Source organism: Brevundimonas sp. FV1ye7S, from assembly GCF_058680995.1.
In genome coordinates this window covers 3,343,514-3,356,337 of sequence record NZ_CM178726.1, presented here as the reverse complement: position 1 = coordinate 3,356,337, position 12,824 = coordinate 3,343,514, and the positions used below count along the sequence as shown (strand labels likewise).

8 protein-coding genes and 1 riboswitch are annotated in these 12,824 nt (G+C 69.9%); of the genes, 5 read left to right on the top strand and 3 right to left on the bottom strand.

What is annotated here, in order from left to right; all coding sequences use genetic code 11:
* The first annotated feature begins 20 nt into the window (after positions 1 to 20).
* The 3 genes from ACW18C_RS16350 (at position 21) to ACW18C_RS16340 (ending at position 2,314) form a co-directional block, all read left to right on the top strand.
* A complete protein-coding gene (locus tag ACW18C_RS16350) occupies positions 21 to 674 on the top strand; it encodes a fumarylacetoacetate hydrolase family protein (RefSeq protein ID WP_447941268.1) in 654 nt (217 codons plus the stop codon).
* The gene (maiA, locus tag ACW18C_RS16345) at positions 674 to 1,309 is read left to right on the top strand and encodes a maleylacetoacetate isomerase (RefSeq protein ID WP_492072027.1); all 636 of its coding nucleotides are present in this window, start codon (positions 674 to 676) and stop codon (positions 1,307 to 1,309) included. Before ACW18C_RS16350 ends, maiA begins: the two co-directional genes overlap by 1 nt.
* Positions 1,310 to 1,393: 84 nt before the next feature.
* The gene (locus ACW18C_RS16340; protein WP_035308685.1) at positions 1,394 to 2,314 is read left to right on the top strand and encodes an aldo/keto reductase; all 921 of its coding nucleotides are present in this window, start codon (positions 1,394 to 1,396) and stop codon (positions 2,312 to 2,314) included.
* Here the strand turns inward: ACW18C_RS16340 and ACW18C_RS16335 are convergent.
* Positions 2,298 to 4,124: a TonB-dependent receptor plug domain-containing protein gene (locus ACW18C_RS16335; RefSeq protein WP_492072025.1), complete on the bottom strand. Its 1,827-nt coding sequence runs from the start codon at positions 4,122 to 4,124 to the stop codon at positions 2,298 to 2,300. The genes ACW18C_RS16340 and ACW18C_RS16335 overlap by 17 nt on opposite strands.
* A gap of 151 nt (positions 4,125 to 4,275) precedes the next feature.
* A riboswitch (cobalamin riboswitch) is annotated at positions 4,276 to 4,469 on the bottom strand.
* Positions 4,470 to 4,533: 64 nt separating this feature from the next.
* Here ACW18C_RS16335 and mutS point away from each other — a divergent pair.
* Both mutS and ACW18C_RS16325 read left to right on the top strand, forming a co-directional pair.
* The gene (mutS, locus tag ACW18C_RS16330) at positions 4,534 to 7,236 is read left to right on the top strand and encodes a DNA mismatch repair protein MutS (RefSeq protein ID WP_492072023.1); all 2,703 of its coding nucleotides are present in this window, start codon (positions 4,534 to 4,536) and stop codon (positions 7,234 to 7,236) included.
* An 89-nt stretch (positions 7,237 to 7,325) separates the two neighbouring features.
* Positions 7,326 to 9,152 carry a methyl-accepting chemotaxis protein gene (locus ACW18C_RS16325; RefSeq protein WP_492072022.1) on the top strand — a complete coding sequence of 609 codons (1,827 nt, stop codon included), beginning with the start codon at positions 7,326 to 7,328 and terminating at the stop codon, positions 9,150 to 9,152.
* 88 nt (positions 9,153 to 9,240) lie between these two features.
* On the opposite strand, the gene lpdA is transcribed toward ACW18C_RS16325, so the two are convergent.
* Both lpdA and ACW18C_RS16315 read right to left on the bottom strand, forming a co-directional pair.
* Entirely contained in the window at positions 9,241 to 10,662 is a 1,422-nt protein-coding gene (lpdA, locus tag ACW18C_RS16320) for a dihydrolipoyl dehydrogenase (RefSeq protein ID WP_492072021.1), read from the bottom strand.
* A gap of 123 nt (positions 10,663 to 10,785) precedes the next feature.
* Positions 10,786 to 12,678 carry a PAS domain-containing sensor histidine kinase gene (locus ACW18C_RS16315; protein WP_492072019.1) on the bottom strand — a complete coding sequence of 631 codons (1,893 nt, stop codon included), beginning with the start codon at positions 12,676 to 12,678 and terminating at the stop codon, positions 10,786 to 10,788.
* Positions 12,679 to 12,824: the final 146 nt, after the last annotated feature.

Sequence of the window (12,824 nt, the reverse complement as noted above, 5' to 3'; positions counted from 1 at the left end):
CGTCGTTCTAGATAGGGGAAATGACCGACCTGCTGTTCGCCCCCCGCCCCGCCCCCACCCTGCCGATCACCGGCGACGCCCGGCGGTTCCCGGTTCGCCGCATCCTGTGCGTCGGCCAGAACTACGCCGCCCATGCGCGCGAAATGGGGTCGGACCCGGACAAGCAGTCCCCCTTCTTCTTCTCCAAGCCCGGCGACGCCCTGGTGTCGGACGGGGCCGACCCGGCCTATCCGTCGGCGACGGACAATCTGCATTTCGAGGCCGAACTGGTCGCGGCCATCGGCGAGGACGGGCGGATCGTGGGCTGGGCGGTCGGCTGCGACCTGACCCGTCGCGATCTTCAGGCCGAGGCGAAGGCGGCCGGGCGGCCGTGGGATGCAGCCAAGGGGTTCGACCAGTCGGCCCCCTGCGGCGCCCTGACTCTGGGGCCGCTTCCGGCCCCGGCGGGGGTGATCGCCCTGAGCGTCAACGGCGAGACGAAACAGTCCAGCACCCTGGACGACATGATCCTGAACCCCGATCAGATCGTCGAGGCGGCCGGGAAACTGTGGTCGCTCCAGGCGGGCGACCTGATCTTCACCGGCACCCCGTCGGGCGTCGGACCCCTGGCGCGCGGCGACGCGGTGGTCGTGACCATCGACGGCCTGGCGCCTCTGAGCTTCAAGATCGTCTGATGATCCTGCACGGCTATTGGCGCTCGGGCGCCAGCTACCGGGTCCGCATCGCCCTGGGCCTCAAGGGCCTGGCCTATGAGACGGCGGCGCATGACCTGCGCAAGGGCGAGCAGAAGGCGGTCGATTATCTGGCGCTGAACCCTCAGGGCATGGTGCCGGCCCTGCAGGACGGGGATCAGGTCGTCACCCAGAGCCCGGCCATTCTGGAATGGCTGGAGGAGGTTCATCCCGAGCCGGCCCTGTTGCCGAAGGGATCGGCCGACCGGGCCCGTGTCCGGGCCATGGCCGCCCTGATCGGCTGCGACATTCATCCGCTGAACAATCTGCGCGTCCTCAGGTCGTTGCGCGAGGATTTCGCGGCGGACCAGGCCGCCGTGGACGCCTGGGCCGCGCGCTGGATCGCGCCGGGCTTCGACGCCCTGGAGATCCTGGTGGGCCGCCACGGCCAGGGGTGGAGTTTCGGCGACCGGCCGGGCCTGGTCGACTGCTATCTGATGCCGCAGCTCTATTCCGCGCGGCGGTTCAACATGGCGCTGGAAGCCTGGCCGGGGCTTCTGGCGGTGGAGACGCGGGCGCTGGACCACCCCGCCTTCGGGGCGGCGCACCCGGATCGTCAGCCCGACGCCGACGCCTGATCCGCCATACCGACGATCTCCAGGTAAGACTCGCGTAACGTCTCGCTCAACCTCCTTTAAGCTTTGGAGGTGCAAGATGGGAATGTGACGCATTCCCCCGCCACCCCTTCGGCGCCTTCGCCCATAGATCGCCTAGCTCTCGCCGTGGTGACAGAGCCGGGACGCGCCCTGAATCCGTTCATGGCCGCGCCGTCGGGCGCGCGCGAGGACGCCATGCGCTTCCTGTTGCAGACGGGGGCGGACGCCGGTGTCAAGATGATCGCGACCAAACCGGGCGGCGACGGCGAACGGCTGCTGGGCCAGGCCTGGCCCTTCCCCTCGCCCTTCCGCGTGACGGTTCAAACCGTGGCCCTGAGCGAAGGCCTGGATCGGGTCGAGGCGCGGGCGCGCCGGTCGCTGGAACGCATGGGCCTGCCGCGCGGCGAGGCCCTGCTGGTCAACAACGCCGCCGACCTGGCCGGGGCCGAGGGCCGCGCCCTGTGGGACCGGCTGCAATCCCTGAAGACCCGCGGCCTGTTCCGCAGCATCGGCTTCTGCGCCACGGTCGAGGACGGCCCGGCCCTGCTGGCGCGCCGGCTGGAGGCCGACGTGGTTCAGATTTCCTGCAATCTGCTGGACCAGCGGGCCGCCGCCGAGGGCGTGCTGGACGAGATCAAGGCCGGCGGCGCCGAGGTGCACCTGGCCTCGGTCTTCGCCGGCGGGCTTCTGTTCGCGGTCGGCGATGAATTGCCGCCCCATCTGGCCAACTACGCCCAGGCCCTGTCGCGGACGCGCCGGCGTCTGGCCGAACGGCGCTGCGATCCGATGCAGGCGGCCCTGGCCTACGCCTTTTCGCTGAAGGCGGTGGACCGGGTGGTCGCCAGCGTGGCCTCGGCGGCCGAACTGCGCGCCATCCTGGCCGCCGCCCACGCGCCCGGCCCTGACCTGAGCTGGCCGGAACTGGCGCTCGAGGCGCCGGCGGCCTTCACCGCCGACGCCCGCGCGCGGATCAGTAGCGCAGCCTGACCCCGACATAGCCGGACCGTCCCGGCTCTCCGTAACCGAACACCTGCTGATAGTGTTCGTCGGCCAGGTTCTCGATCCGGGCCGTCAACGTGACCTTGTCCGTCAATTCGTAGGCGGCGTTCAGATTGGCCGTGACGAAGCCCTCGCGGGCCACGGTCGAGAAGCCGCCGGAATCGTCCTGGTCGCCTTCCGCCCGCACCGTCAGCGCGCCCGAGACCCGGTCGCCCGTCCAGCCCAGGGTCGCCGAACCGGCGTGCTCGGGCACACGCAACAGGCGGGCGCCCGTCGTGCGGTCCTCGGCGTCGGTCCAGGCATAGGCCAGCGTCAGGTCGAAGCCGGCGCCCAACAGCGCACGGCCTTCCAGCTCGAACCCGTCCGAACGGGTCTTGGCCACATTGATGTAGCGACCGGCCGTATAGGTGATCTGGTCCTCGACGTTCAGGCGATACAGGGTCGCGCGACCGTCGAAACGACCATCGCCCGAGGCCCAGCCCAGGGCGATCTCGACGCTGTCGGCGGTTTCCGGCTTCAGCTCCGGCCAGGGCAGGGGCGCGTAGCAGAAGTCGCAGACCGCCTGGCTGACCGTCGGCGACTTGAAGCCCGTGCCATAGGCGCCCGACAGGATGAAGCCGCCGGCCAGATCATAGGCCGCCGAAACCCGACCCGTCGTCTTGGATCCGAAATCGTCGGTGTCGTCGTAACGCAGGCCCCCGGTCAGGTTCAGTGCGCCGACGTCATACTGGGCCACGCCGAACACCGAGGTGATCGACAGGTCGCGCGACAGGCCCGACGACAGGGCCGCCGACGCCTCGTTGCGTTCGACGCCGAACGCATAGTCGATATCCTGTGTCGCGCCATTGGCCTGCCAACGATAGGCTTGGCGGTCGCCGGTGAAGGTCGAGCCGAAGCCGTCGCTGACCGAGCTGCGATCCAGATCCGACGCCGAGACGCTGAACTGATGGTTCAGGCCGAACGCCTTGGCGGCCACCCGGCCAAACCCCGACCATTGCTCGCTTTCCTGCGTATCGTCGGTGTCGGCCAGCGCGTAGTTCGGCGCCGGGAAACCGTCCAGGTCGGCCTTTGACTTGTTCCAGCGCACCGAGCCGTCGACCTTGACCAGGTCCGAGAAGGCGTAGCGGCCCTTGGCGCCCAGGGTCGTGCTGCGGAAACCGTCGGCCTCGGAATTGCCGTCGGCCTCGTCGGCGGCGGAAATGCCGTCGGTGTCGAAGCGCGAGACATAGGCGCTGACGGCATAGGTCTCATTGGCGACGCCGGCGGCCAGGCGGCCGCGCACGGTGTCGAAACTGCCGGCCTCAGCCTCGGCGCGCAGGCCCTCGATCTCCTTGGTGGTGAAGGCGATCACGCCGCCGATGGCGTCCGATCCCCACAGCGACGACTGCGGGCCGCTGAGCACTTCGATGCGCTCGATGTCGGCCAGCTCGAAGCTGGAGAAATCATAAGCGCCGTTGGGCTCGGCCGCGTCGTTGACGGGCGCGCCGTCGACCAGGACCAGGGTCTTGCCGGGCGTCGCGCCACGCATCCGGACCTGAGCCACGCCGCCGAAGGCGCCGGAACGGGTCACCGACAGGCCGGGGACGTCCGACAGGATGTCGGCGGCGAAGATCGCGCCGCGCTGTTCGATGGTCTTGCCGTCGATGACGCGGGCGCCGGGCGTGTCGGCGACGATGGCCGGGATGCGGGTGGCGGTGATGACGACGTCGTCCAGCTGGGTCGCCTCGTCAAAGGCGAAGGCGGGCGCGGCGAAGGCGGCGGACAGGGCCGCCGTGGAGAGAAGAATGGAGCGCTTCATTGAGCGAGAATCCCCGATGTCGGCTCCGCGAGTGCGCGCGAGGAACCGGTATGAGCGAGCCGATCCGCCGGGCCTGAAAGGTCCGGACGGCGCAAGATCGGGTCGCTGCGACGAGAATAGTCCCCGCGCCTCTGTCTGGTCCCGGACAGCGGACGAGCGACGTTAGGCGGCCAGGTCTCCTGGCTTGCGGGTCATAAACCGCCGTCCTCGCCTTCCCAGTCACCCAGTGGCGCCGGGGTCGAGACCCCGGACGGACGACGCTCTCGCCGCCTACAGTTGCGGGCACAGCCACGGTGTCTCACCGTGTTCCCTTAACCGCCTGACACGGCCTATCGCAGGGGTGACAAGCCTGTGCAAGAGCCGTTAACGGGCTTGAGCGGTCGGTCGCGATCCGTCACCCTGACGGCACATGAACGCGCCCGCTTTTCCCTCCCCCGAACATTCGCCTGAAGTCGCCGCCTCGCTGGAAGGGGCGACGCCCTTCATGGCGCAGTATCTGACGGCCAAGGCCGGCCAGCCGGACGCCATACTCTTCTTCCGCATGGGGGATTTCTACGAGCTGTTCTTCAAGGACGCCGAGGTGGCGGCCGCCGCCCTGGGCATCACCCTGACCAAGCGGGGCAAGCACCAGGGCGAGGACATCCCCATGGCCGGGGTGCCGGTTCACGCCATGGAGGGCTATCTGGCCCGACTGATCCGCCTGGGCCACAAGGTCGCCATCTGCGAACAGCTGGAAGATCCCGCCGAGGCCAAGAAGCGCGGCGGCAAGGCCGTGGTCCATCGCGGCGTGGTGCGGGTGGTGACGCCGGGCACCCTGACCGAGGACAGTCTGCTGGATGCGCGGGGCGCCAATCGTCTGGCGGCCGTGGCGGTGCGCAAGGGGCGGGCGGCGGTGGCCGTGGTGGAGCTGTCGTCCGGGGCCGTGGACAGCGTCGCCTGTGCGCTGGAGGATCTGGGCGCGGCCCTAGCGGCGTTTCGGCCGTCCGAGGTTCTGGTCACGGATCGGATCTATTCGGACCCGGCGACGCGGGACGCCCTGGACGGGTCCGGCGGCGTGGTCCAGGCCCTGGCCAGCGCCATCGCCGAGCCCCAGGCGGCCCAGGCGCGGGTCGAGCGGCTGTACGGGGTGGCGGCCCTGGACGGCTTCGGCGCCTTCGAGGAGGCCGAGGTCTCGGCCCTGGGCCTGATCGCCGCCTATCTGGAGACGACCCAGGCCGGCAAGGTCCCGGCCCTGGCGCCGCCGCGTCGGCTGGGCGAGAGCGGTTTTCTGGCCATCGACCCGGCGACGCGGACCAGTCTGGAGATCGACCGGACCCAGAGGGGCGAACGCGAAGGCTCGCTGCTGGCCTGTATCGACCGCACCGTCACCTCGGGCGGGGCGCGGGCCCTGGCGGAACGGATCGCCCGGCCGCTGCGCGATCCGCTGGCGATCAACGAACAACTCGACGCGGTCGAATGGCTGCTGGAGCGGCGCGATCTGCGCCGCAACCTGCGCGAGGGGCTGAAGGCCTCCTCGGACATCGCCCGCGCGGTCGGGCGGCTGGCCTTGGGACGCGGCGGTCCGCGCGATCTGGCGGCGGTGCGTGTCGGCCTGACCATAGCGGAGGGGGTGGCCGGCCTGTTCATCGGCCAGGTGGATCCGATCACCGGTCAGCCGCGCCGCATCGCCCTGGCCCTGGATCGTCTCAGCCTGTCGCCCGAGGTGTCGCGGCTGAAGGCCGATCTGATCGACGGCCTGGTGGACGAGCCGTCCCACCTGGCGCGCGACGGCGGTTTCGTGCGCCCCGACTATCGTCCCGAACTGGACGCGGCCCGCACCCTGCGCGACGACAGCCGCCGGGTGGTCGCCGATCTGGAGGCGCGGGCCGTGGCCGAGTCCGGCGTGGCCTTCAAGGTCAAGCACAACGCCGTCCTGGGCTATTTCCTGGAGACCTCGGCCAAGGCGGCGGAAGGCCTGCTGCGGGCCGGGCCGGACAGCCCCTTCATCCACCGCCAGACCCTGGCCAGCCAGGTCCGGTTCACCACCGTCGAACTGTCGGAACTGGACGCCAAGATCAGCCAGGCGGGCCATCGCGCCCTGGCGATCGAGGCCGAGATCTTCGAGACCTGGCGGCGCGAGGTCGCCCGTCTGGCCCAGCCGCTGCAGGCGGTCGCCGAGGCCCTGGCCGAACTGGACGCCCACGCCGCCCTGGCGGAATGGGCGCAGGAAGTCGGGGCGACCCGGCCGGTGGTGGACGACAGCCTGGCCTTCTCCGTCGAGGCCGGGCGGCATCCGGTGGTCGAGGCGGCGGTCAAGGCGGCCGGCGATCCCTATACCCCCAACAATGCGCGTCTGGACGGCTCCGGGGCGGATTGCGCCCGCCTGGCCATCGTCACCGGCCCGAACATGGCGGGCAAGTCCACCTTCCTGCGCCAGAACGCGCTTCTGGTGATCCTGGCCCAGGCCGGGGCCTTCGTGCCGGCGCGGTCGATGCGTCTGGGCGTGGTGGACCGGTTGTTCAGCCGCGTCGGCGCCGGCGACGACCTGGCGCGGGGCCGGTCCACCTTCATGATGGAGATGGTCGAGACCGCCGCCATCCTGACACAGGCCACGCCGCGCAGTTTTGTCGTTCTGGACGAGATCGGCCGCGGCACGGCGACCTATGACGGCCTGGCCATCGCCTGGGCCACGGCGGAGGCCCTGCACGAGACCAATAGGGCGCGCACCCTGTTCGCCACCCACTATCACGAGCTGGCCCAGCTGGAGACGCGGCTGGACCATGTCTGCAACCTGTCCATGGTGGCCAAGGAGTGGAACGGCGATCTCGTCTTCCTGCACGAGGCGGCGCCGGGGGCGGCGGACCGGTCCTATGGGGTGCAGGTGGCCAAACTGGCGGGCGTGCCGGGCGCCGTGGTCGCCCGCGCGAGATCCGTGCTCGAACGGCTGGAAGGGGAGAAGGCGGCGACCGCCCGTCTGGACGACCTGCCGCTGTTCGCCCTGGCGGAACCGGCGCCCGTCCTTGCGCCCTCGCCGGTCGAGACGGCGCTCGGGGCCGTGGACCCCGACGCCCTGACCCCGCGCGAGGCGCTGGAGGCTCTCTACAGGCTCAAGGGAATGCTCACATCGAGATGAGATAAAGTATTGCCGTCGGAGAAGGTTCTTAACCTTGCTCATGTCAGGGATGCTTGACTGAAAACCCGAAGCCTCCACTGGATACGGCGATGAAACCCAGCGCGCTTTCCCTTTCGGCCAAGATCGCCCTCATGGTGATCGGCGCCCTGGCCGCCCTGACCGCGCTCCTGCTGGCGGTGGCCGTGGTGCTGCTGACCCGGGATGCAGAGGCCAGCGCCGCCGAACGCCAGGAGGCCAATATGCGCGTCGCCTGGGACGTGTTGGCCGACTACGGCGACGGGTTTTCGGCGCGCGACGGCCGACTGTATGTCGGCTCCACGCCGATGAACGACTTCGTCGAACCGGTCGATCGGATCAAGGCCCTGGTGGGGGGCACGGCGACGGTCTTCATGGACGACCTGCGGGTCACGACCAATGTGGTCAAGGACGACGGTTCGCGCGCTGTCGGCACCAAACTCAAGCCCGGCCCCGTCTATGACGCGGTGCTGAAGTCCGGCAAACCCTATCGTGGTCAGGCCGACATCCTGGGCAAGCCCTATTTCGTCGCCTACGACCCGATCAAGAACGCCGCCGGCCAGACCATCGGCGTGCTGTATGTCGGCATTCCCAAGGCCGACTTCATGGCCTCGGTGAACCATATGATGGCCGGCCTGCTGATCTGCGGCGTCGTCGTCACCTTGCTGGTGGTGGGCGGCTGTCTGGTCGCCTCGCGCCGCATGTTCTCGCCGCTACAGGCCCTGTGCGAGCGGATGGAGGCCCTGCGTCAGGGCCGCACCGACTTCGACGCCCCCTGGGTCTCGCGCGGAGACGACATCGGTCAGATCGCGCGCGCCGTCATCGCCTTCCGCGACGCCGCCGTGCGCCAGAAGGCGACCGAGACCGAGGCCGAGGCGATGCGCGAAACCGCCCGCGCCACCCACGCCGCCAGCGAGGCCGAGCGCGAACGCCTGGCCGAGGAAGACGCCGTCGTGGTCGGGGCCCTGGGCCAGGGTCTTGCGGCCCTGGCGCGCGGCGACCTGAACCATCGCATCACCGCCAGCTTCGCCGAGCGCAGCCGCAAGCTGAAGGACGACTACAACACCGCCGCCGACACCCTGGCCGCCACCATGGCCGATATCGTCGATCTGGTCGGGGCGATGCGCGCCGGAACCGCCGAGGTGTCGACGGCCACCGACGACCTGTCGCGCCGCACCGAACGCCAGGCCGCCGCCCTGGAACAGACCGCCGCCGCCCTGGATCAGATCACCGTCACTGTCCGCAAGACGGCCGAGGGCGCCCGGTCCGCCGCCGACATCACCGCCCAGGCGCGCGGCGGGGCCGGAACGCGCGAGCGGATCATCGCCGACACCACCGCCGCCATGGGCGAGATCGAGGCGACCTCGGGCAGGATCGGCGAGATCATCGGCGTCATCGACGAGATCGCCTTCCAGACCAATCTTCTGGCCCTGAACGCGGGCGTCGAGGCGGCGCGGGCCGGCGAGGCCGGCCGCGGCTTCGCCGTGGTGGCGTCGGAAGTGCGCGCCCTGGCCCAGCGTTCCGCCGACGCCGCGCGCGAGATCAAAGGCCTGATCGCCGCCTCGGGCGCCAGCGTCGGCGAAGGCGCCCGGCTGGTGTCCCAGACCGGCGGCGCCCTGACCGCCCTGATCAACCAGGTGGCCGAGATCAACCAGTTGGCGGGCGAGATCGCCGCCTCGGCCCAAGAACAGGCCGTGGGTCTGGCCGAGATCAATGTCGCCGTGAATCAGATGGATCAGACGACCCAGCAGAACGCCGCCATGGTCGAACAGACCACCGCCGCCAACCAGGCGCTGAGCCAGGAGGCGGAAAAACTGGCCGAACTGGTGTCGCGCTTCCGCATCGGCGAGCCGGGTGCGGACAGCCAGTCTCGGGACGCCCGGACCGTCTGGGCCGCCTGAGCCCAAGCCGGACAAGATCAAAAAAGGCCCGCCCGGCGACTGCCGAGCGGGCCTTTTTCATGTCAGACGCCCGTCAGGGTGCGGCGGATCAGGCCTGCATCATCCAGCCTTCGACATCCATGGCCGCCTGGCGGACGGCTTCCGAACGGGTCGGGTGGGCGTGGCAGGTGCGGGCGATGTCTTCCGAGGCGCCGCCGAAGCTCATGGTGATGGCGGCCTCGTGGATCATCTCGCCGGCCTGCGGGCCCATGATGTGGACGCCCAGAACCTTGTCGGTGGCGGCGTCGGCTAGAACCTTCACGAAGCCGTCGGTCTCGTGGTTGATCTTGGCGCGGCTGTTGGCGGTGAAGGGGAATTTGCCCTTCTTGTAGGCGACGCCGGCGGCTTTCAGCTGGTCCTCGGTCTGGCCGACCCAGGCCACTTCGGGGAAGGTGTAGACCACGCTGGGCACCAGGGCGTAGTCGACGTGGCCGTATTTGCCGGCGATGGTGTCGATCACGGCGACCGCGTCTTCCTCCGCCTTGTGGGCCAGCATCGGGCCGTGGGTCACGTCGCCGATCACCCAGACGCCGCCCTCGTTGACTTGGCCGGCGACCTTGAAGTGGTCATGGTCGATGAAGCCGCGCTTGTCCGGCGTGACGCCGATGGTCTCGAGACCCAGGCCCTCGGTGTAGGGGCGGCGGCCGATGGCGACCAGGACGACGTCGCCCTTGATCGTTTCGGCTGCGCCGCCGGCCGACGGCTCGACCGTCAGTTCGACCCCGTCCTTGACCGGCTTGGCGCCCGTGACCTTGGCGCCCAGTTTGAAGACCATGCCCTGTTTGGTCAGGGTGCGCTGGAAGGCGGTGGCGACCTCGGTGTCCATGCCCGGCGTGATCCGGTCCAGGAACTCGACCACCGTCACCTCGGCGCCCAGACGGCGCCAGACCGAACCCAGCTCCAGGCCGATGATGCCGGCGCCGATGACGATCAGCTTCTTCGGCACGGCCGGAAGGGACAGGGCGCCGGTGGAATCGATCACCTTGCCGTCTTCGAAGGCGACGCCCGGCAGGGGGGTGGGCTCAGAGCCGGTGGCGATGACGATGTTCTTGGCCTCAAGCGTCTGGACCGAACCGTCGGCGGCGGTCACCTCGACCTTGCCTTTGGCGACGATCTTGCCGCGGCCCTTGATCCAGTCGGCCTTGTTCTTCTTGAACAGGAACTCGATCCCCTTGGTCAGGGCGGTGACGCTGTCGTCCTTGGCCTTGTGCATCTGGCCCAGGTTCAGCTTGGGCTGGACCTCGATGCCGATCTTGGCGAATTCGCTGTTGGCGGCGTCGAACATTTCCGAGGCGTGGAGCAGGGCCTTGGACGGCATGCAGCCGACGTTCAGGCAGGTGCCCCCCAGGGTGGCGCGCATCTCGACGCAGGCGACCTTCAGGCCCAGCTGGCCGGCGCGGATCGCGGCGTTATAGCCGCCGGGCCCTCCGCCGATGATGACGACGTCGTAGGGAACGGGGGCTTCGGCCATGATATCCTCTGGTCTTCTGGCGCGTGGGGGCAGGCGGGCGGACACTAGCGCCGACCCCGCAGGGGTCAACCGCCGGGCGACATATGGGACGCCGGAATCGACCTTTGCAGGGGGAGGAAGCCGTCAGGAGACGATTTCAGGCGCCGGTTCGTCCGTCTGGCCCGTATTTTCGCTCGCGTCCGCGTCCTGCTGTTCCGCGCGGGGCAGGGTGACGGAGACCTCCGCCCCTTCGCCCGGCGTGCTGTCGATCGCCAGGGCCCCCGAGGACTGGCGTGCAAAGGCGAAGGCCTGCGACAGGCCCAGGCCGGCCGCATCCGGCCGGGTGGTGAAGAAGGGCTCGGCCGCGCGGCGCAGGGTGTCGGCGTCCATGCCGGGGCCGGAATCGCGCACGCTCAGTCTCAGGCTGTCGTCGGCCATCACCGCCAGCCGCACCGCGACCGACCCGACGCCGTTCGACGCCTCGACCGCGTTTCGCGTCAGGGCCAGCACCGCCGCCTCGAAGGCCGCCGGATCGATCCGGGCGAAGGCCGGTTGGGCCGGGGTTTCGATCATCAGGTCGATCGACGGCCCCGACAGCAGACGCAGCTTGGTCTCCAGGCCCGCCAGGAAGATCCCGACGTCCAGCCGCTGAAGATTGGTGCGGTCCTCGTCCTGAGAGAAGGCGCTGAGGCGGCGGGTCAGGCGTTCGCCGCGCTGACCGGCGGCCAGGGCCGCCTGGCCCAGGCGGCGGATGCGCTCGGGCTCGTCGGCATGGCGCAGCATCATGTCCAGGGCCGAGGTCATGACCCCCAGAAGGGCGTTGAAATCATGCGTCACGCCGCCGGCCAGACGGCCGACATTGGCCATGCGCCGTTCGGCCTCCAGCTCGGCGCGAACCGCCTGTTCGGCGCGCGCGGCCTCGGCGACCGTGTCCAGCAGGGCCTGATTATGGGCGGCCAGGATTTCGCTCTCGCGGCGGGCGAAGTCCGCCTGCGCCGTTTGAAGGGCCTCGGCGACGGGATCGTGCGGATCGTCCTGGCCGGCGTCGTCTTCCGGCGCATCGGACAGAGGGGCCGGTTCTGCGGTTTCGGAGCCGGTCTCCGTCGGGGCGATGTCTTCCAAGGGGGCGCCGGCCAGCAGTACGGCGTCCGGACGATCCGCCTCGTCGGCCAGGGGCGTCAGGGTCCAGCGGATCCCCGCGCCGTCCGCGTCCACCGTCTCGATCGGCGCAGCCTCGCCGTCATCGGCGTTCAGGGCGGCGCGCAAGGCCTGGCGGCCCTCGGTGCGACGGTCCAGCGGCAGGAACAGGTCGGCGAAGTCGGAACCCGTCACCCCCTCGCCGCGCCCCAGCATGATCAGGGCGGTGCGGTTGGCCTGGCGGATGCGGCCGTCGGCGTCGACCACCACCAGGGCGCCGGAGGCGGCGTCGAACACCCGGTCGGCCAGACTGGGCCGGGCGGCGGGCGGCGGCGGGGGCGGCGCCGGTTCGATGGCGGGGGTGGTCAGGACGTCGGTCTCGACGATGGCGGCGATGGAGCCGGTGATCTGGCCCCGTTCGTTCTCGATCGGCATGGCCGTGACCGAAACCAGCATCTTCTTGCGGGTCGCGGCGTTCATCATCAGATGCTGGAAGCCCCGCACCGTCTGGCCGCGCAGGGCCCGGGCGCTGGGCAACAGATCGGCGGGGATCGGCTTGCCGTCCGGGAAGGTGATGCCCCAGGTCGCGGAATGGAAGCGCAGGCCCAGCAGTTCGGCGTCGCGACGGCCCAGCAGCTGATGGGCGGCGCGGTTGGCGAAGACGAACTTGCCCGTGCTGTCGGTCTCGACCATGGCCACGGGCACGGCGTTCATCGTCTCGAACAGGCGTCTGTCGGAGGATTCGGCCACCTTCTGGACGATGTCGAGCTGGTCGCTTGCGCTGGCGTGGCGGGCGCCGTGGGTCACGGCGAACCAGAGGGCGACGGCCGCGAGGGCGTAGCCGACGACGGCCGTGATGCCGAAGATCAGCGTCCAGTTGACCTCGCCTTCGAGAAACATTCGGTCGATCCGTTTCAATCTGGGGCGTCCGCCGCCCAGGTTCGCCAGGATCTGCAAGGGGCGAACCAGCGGAGCGGGGGTGGTCTCCGATACCCAGACCTCATGACGAGGCCCGTCGTCAAGCCGCCCGGAAGCGCGGCGCGCTT

Coding starts and splice junctions, on each gene's coding strand:
- ACW18C_RS16350 (WP_447941268.1), top strand. CDS start 21: ATGACCGACCTGCTGTTCGCCCCCCGCCCCGCCCCCACCCTGCCGATC.
- maiA (WP_492072027.1), top strand. CDS start 674: ATGATCCTGCACGGCTATTGGCGCTCGGGCGCCAGCTACCGGGTCCGC.
- ACW18C_RS16335 (WP_492072025.1), bottom strand. CDS start 4,124: ATGAAGCGCTCCATTCTTCTCTCCACGGCGGCCCTGTCCGCCGCCTTC.
- mutS (WP_492072023.1), top strand. CDS start 4,534: ATGAACGCGCCCGCTTTTCCCTCCCCCGAACATTCGCCTGAAGTCGCC.
- ACW18C_RS16325 (WP_492072022.1), top strand. CDS start 7,326: ATGAAACCCAGCGCGCTTTCCCTTTCGGCCAAGATCGCCCTCATGGTG.
- lpdA (WP_492072021.1), bottom strand. CDS start 10,662: ATGGCCGAAGCCCCCGTTCCCTACGACGTCGTCATCATCGGCGGAGGG.
- ACW18C_RS16315 (WP_492072019.1), bottom strand. CDS start 12,678: ATGTTTCTCGAAGGCGAGGTCAACTGGACGCTGATCTTCGGCATCACG.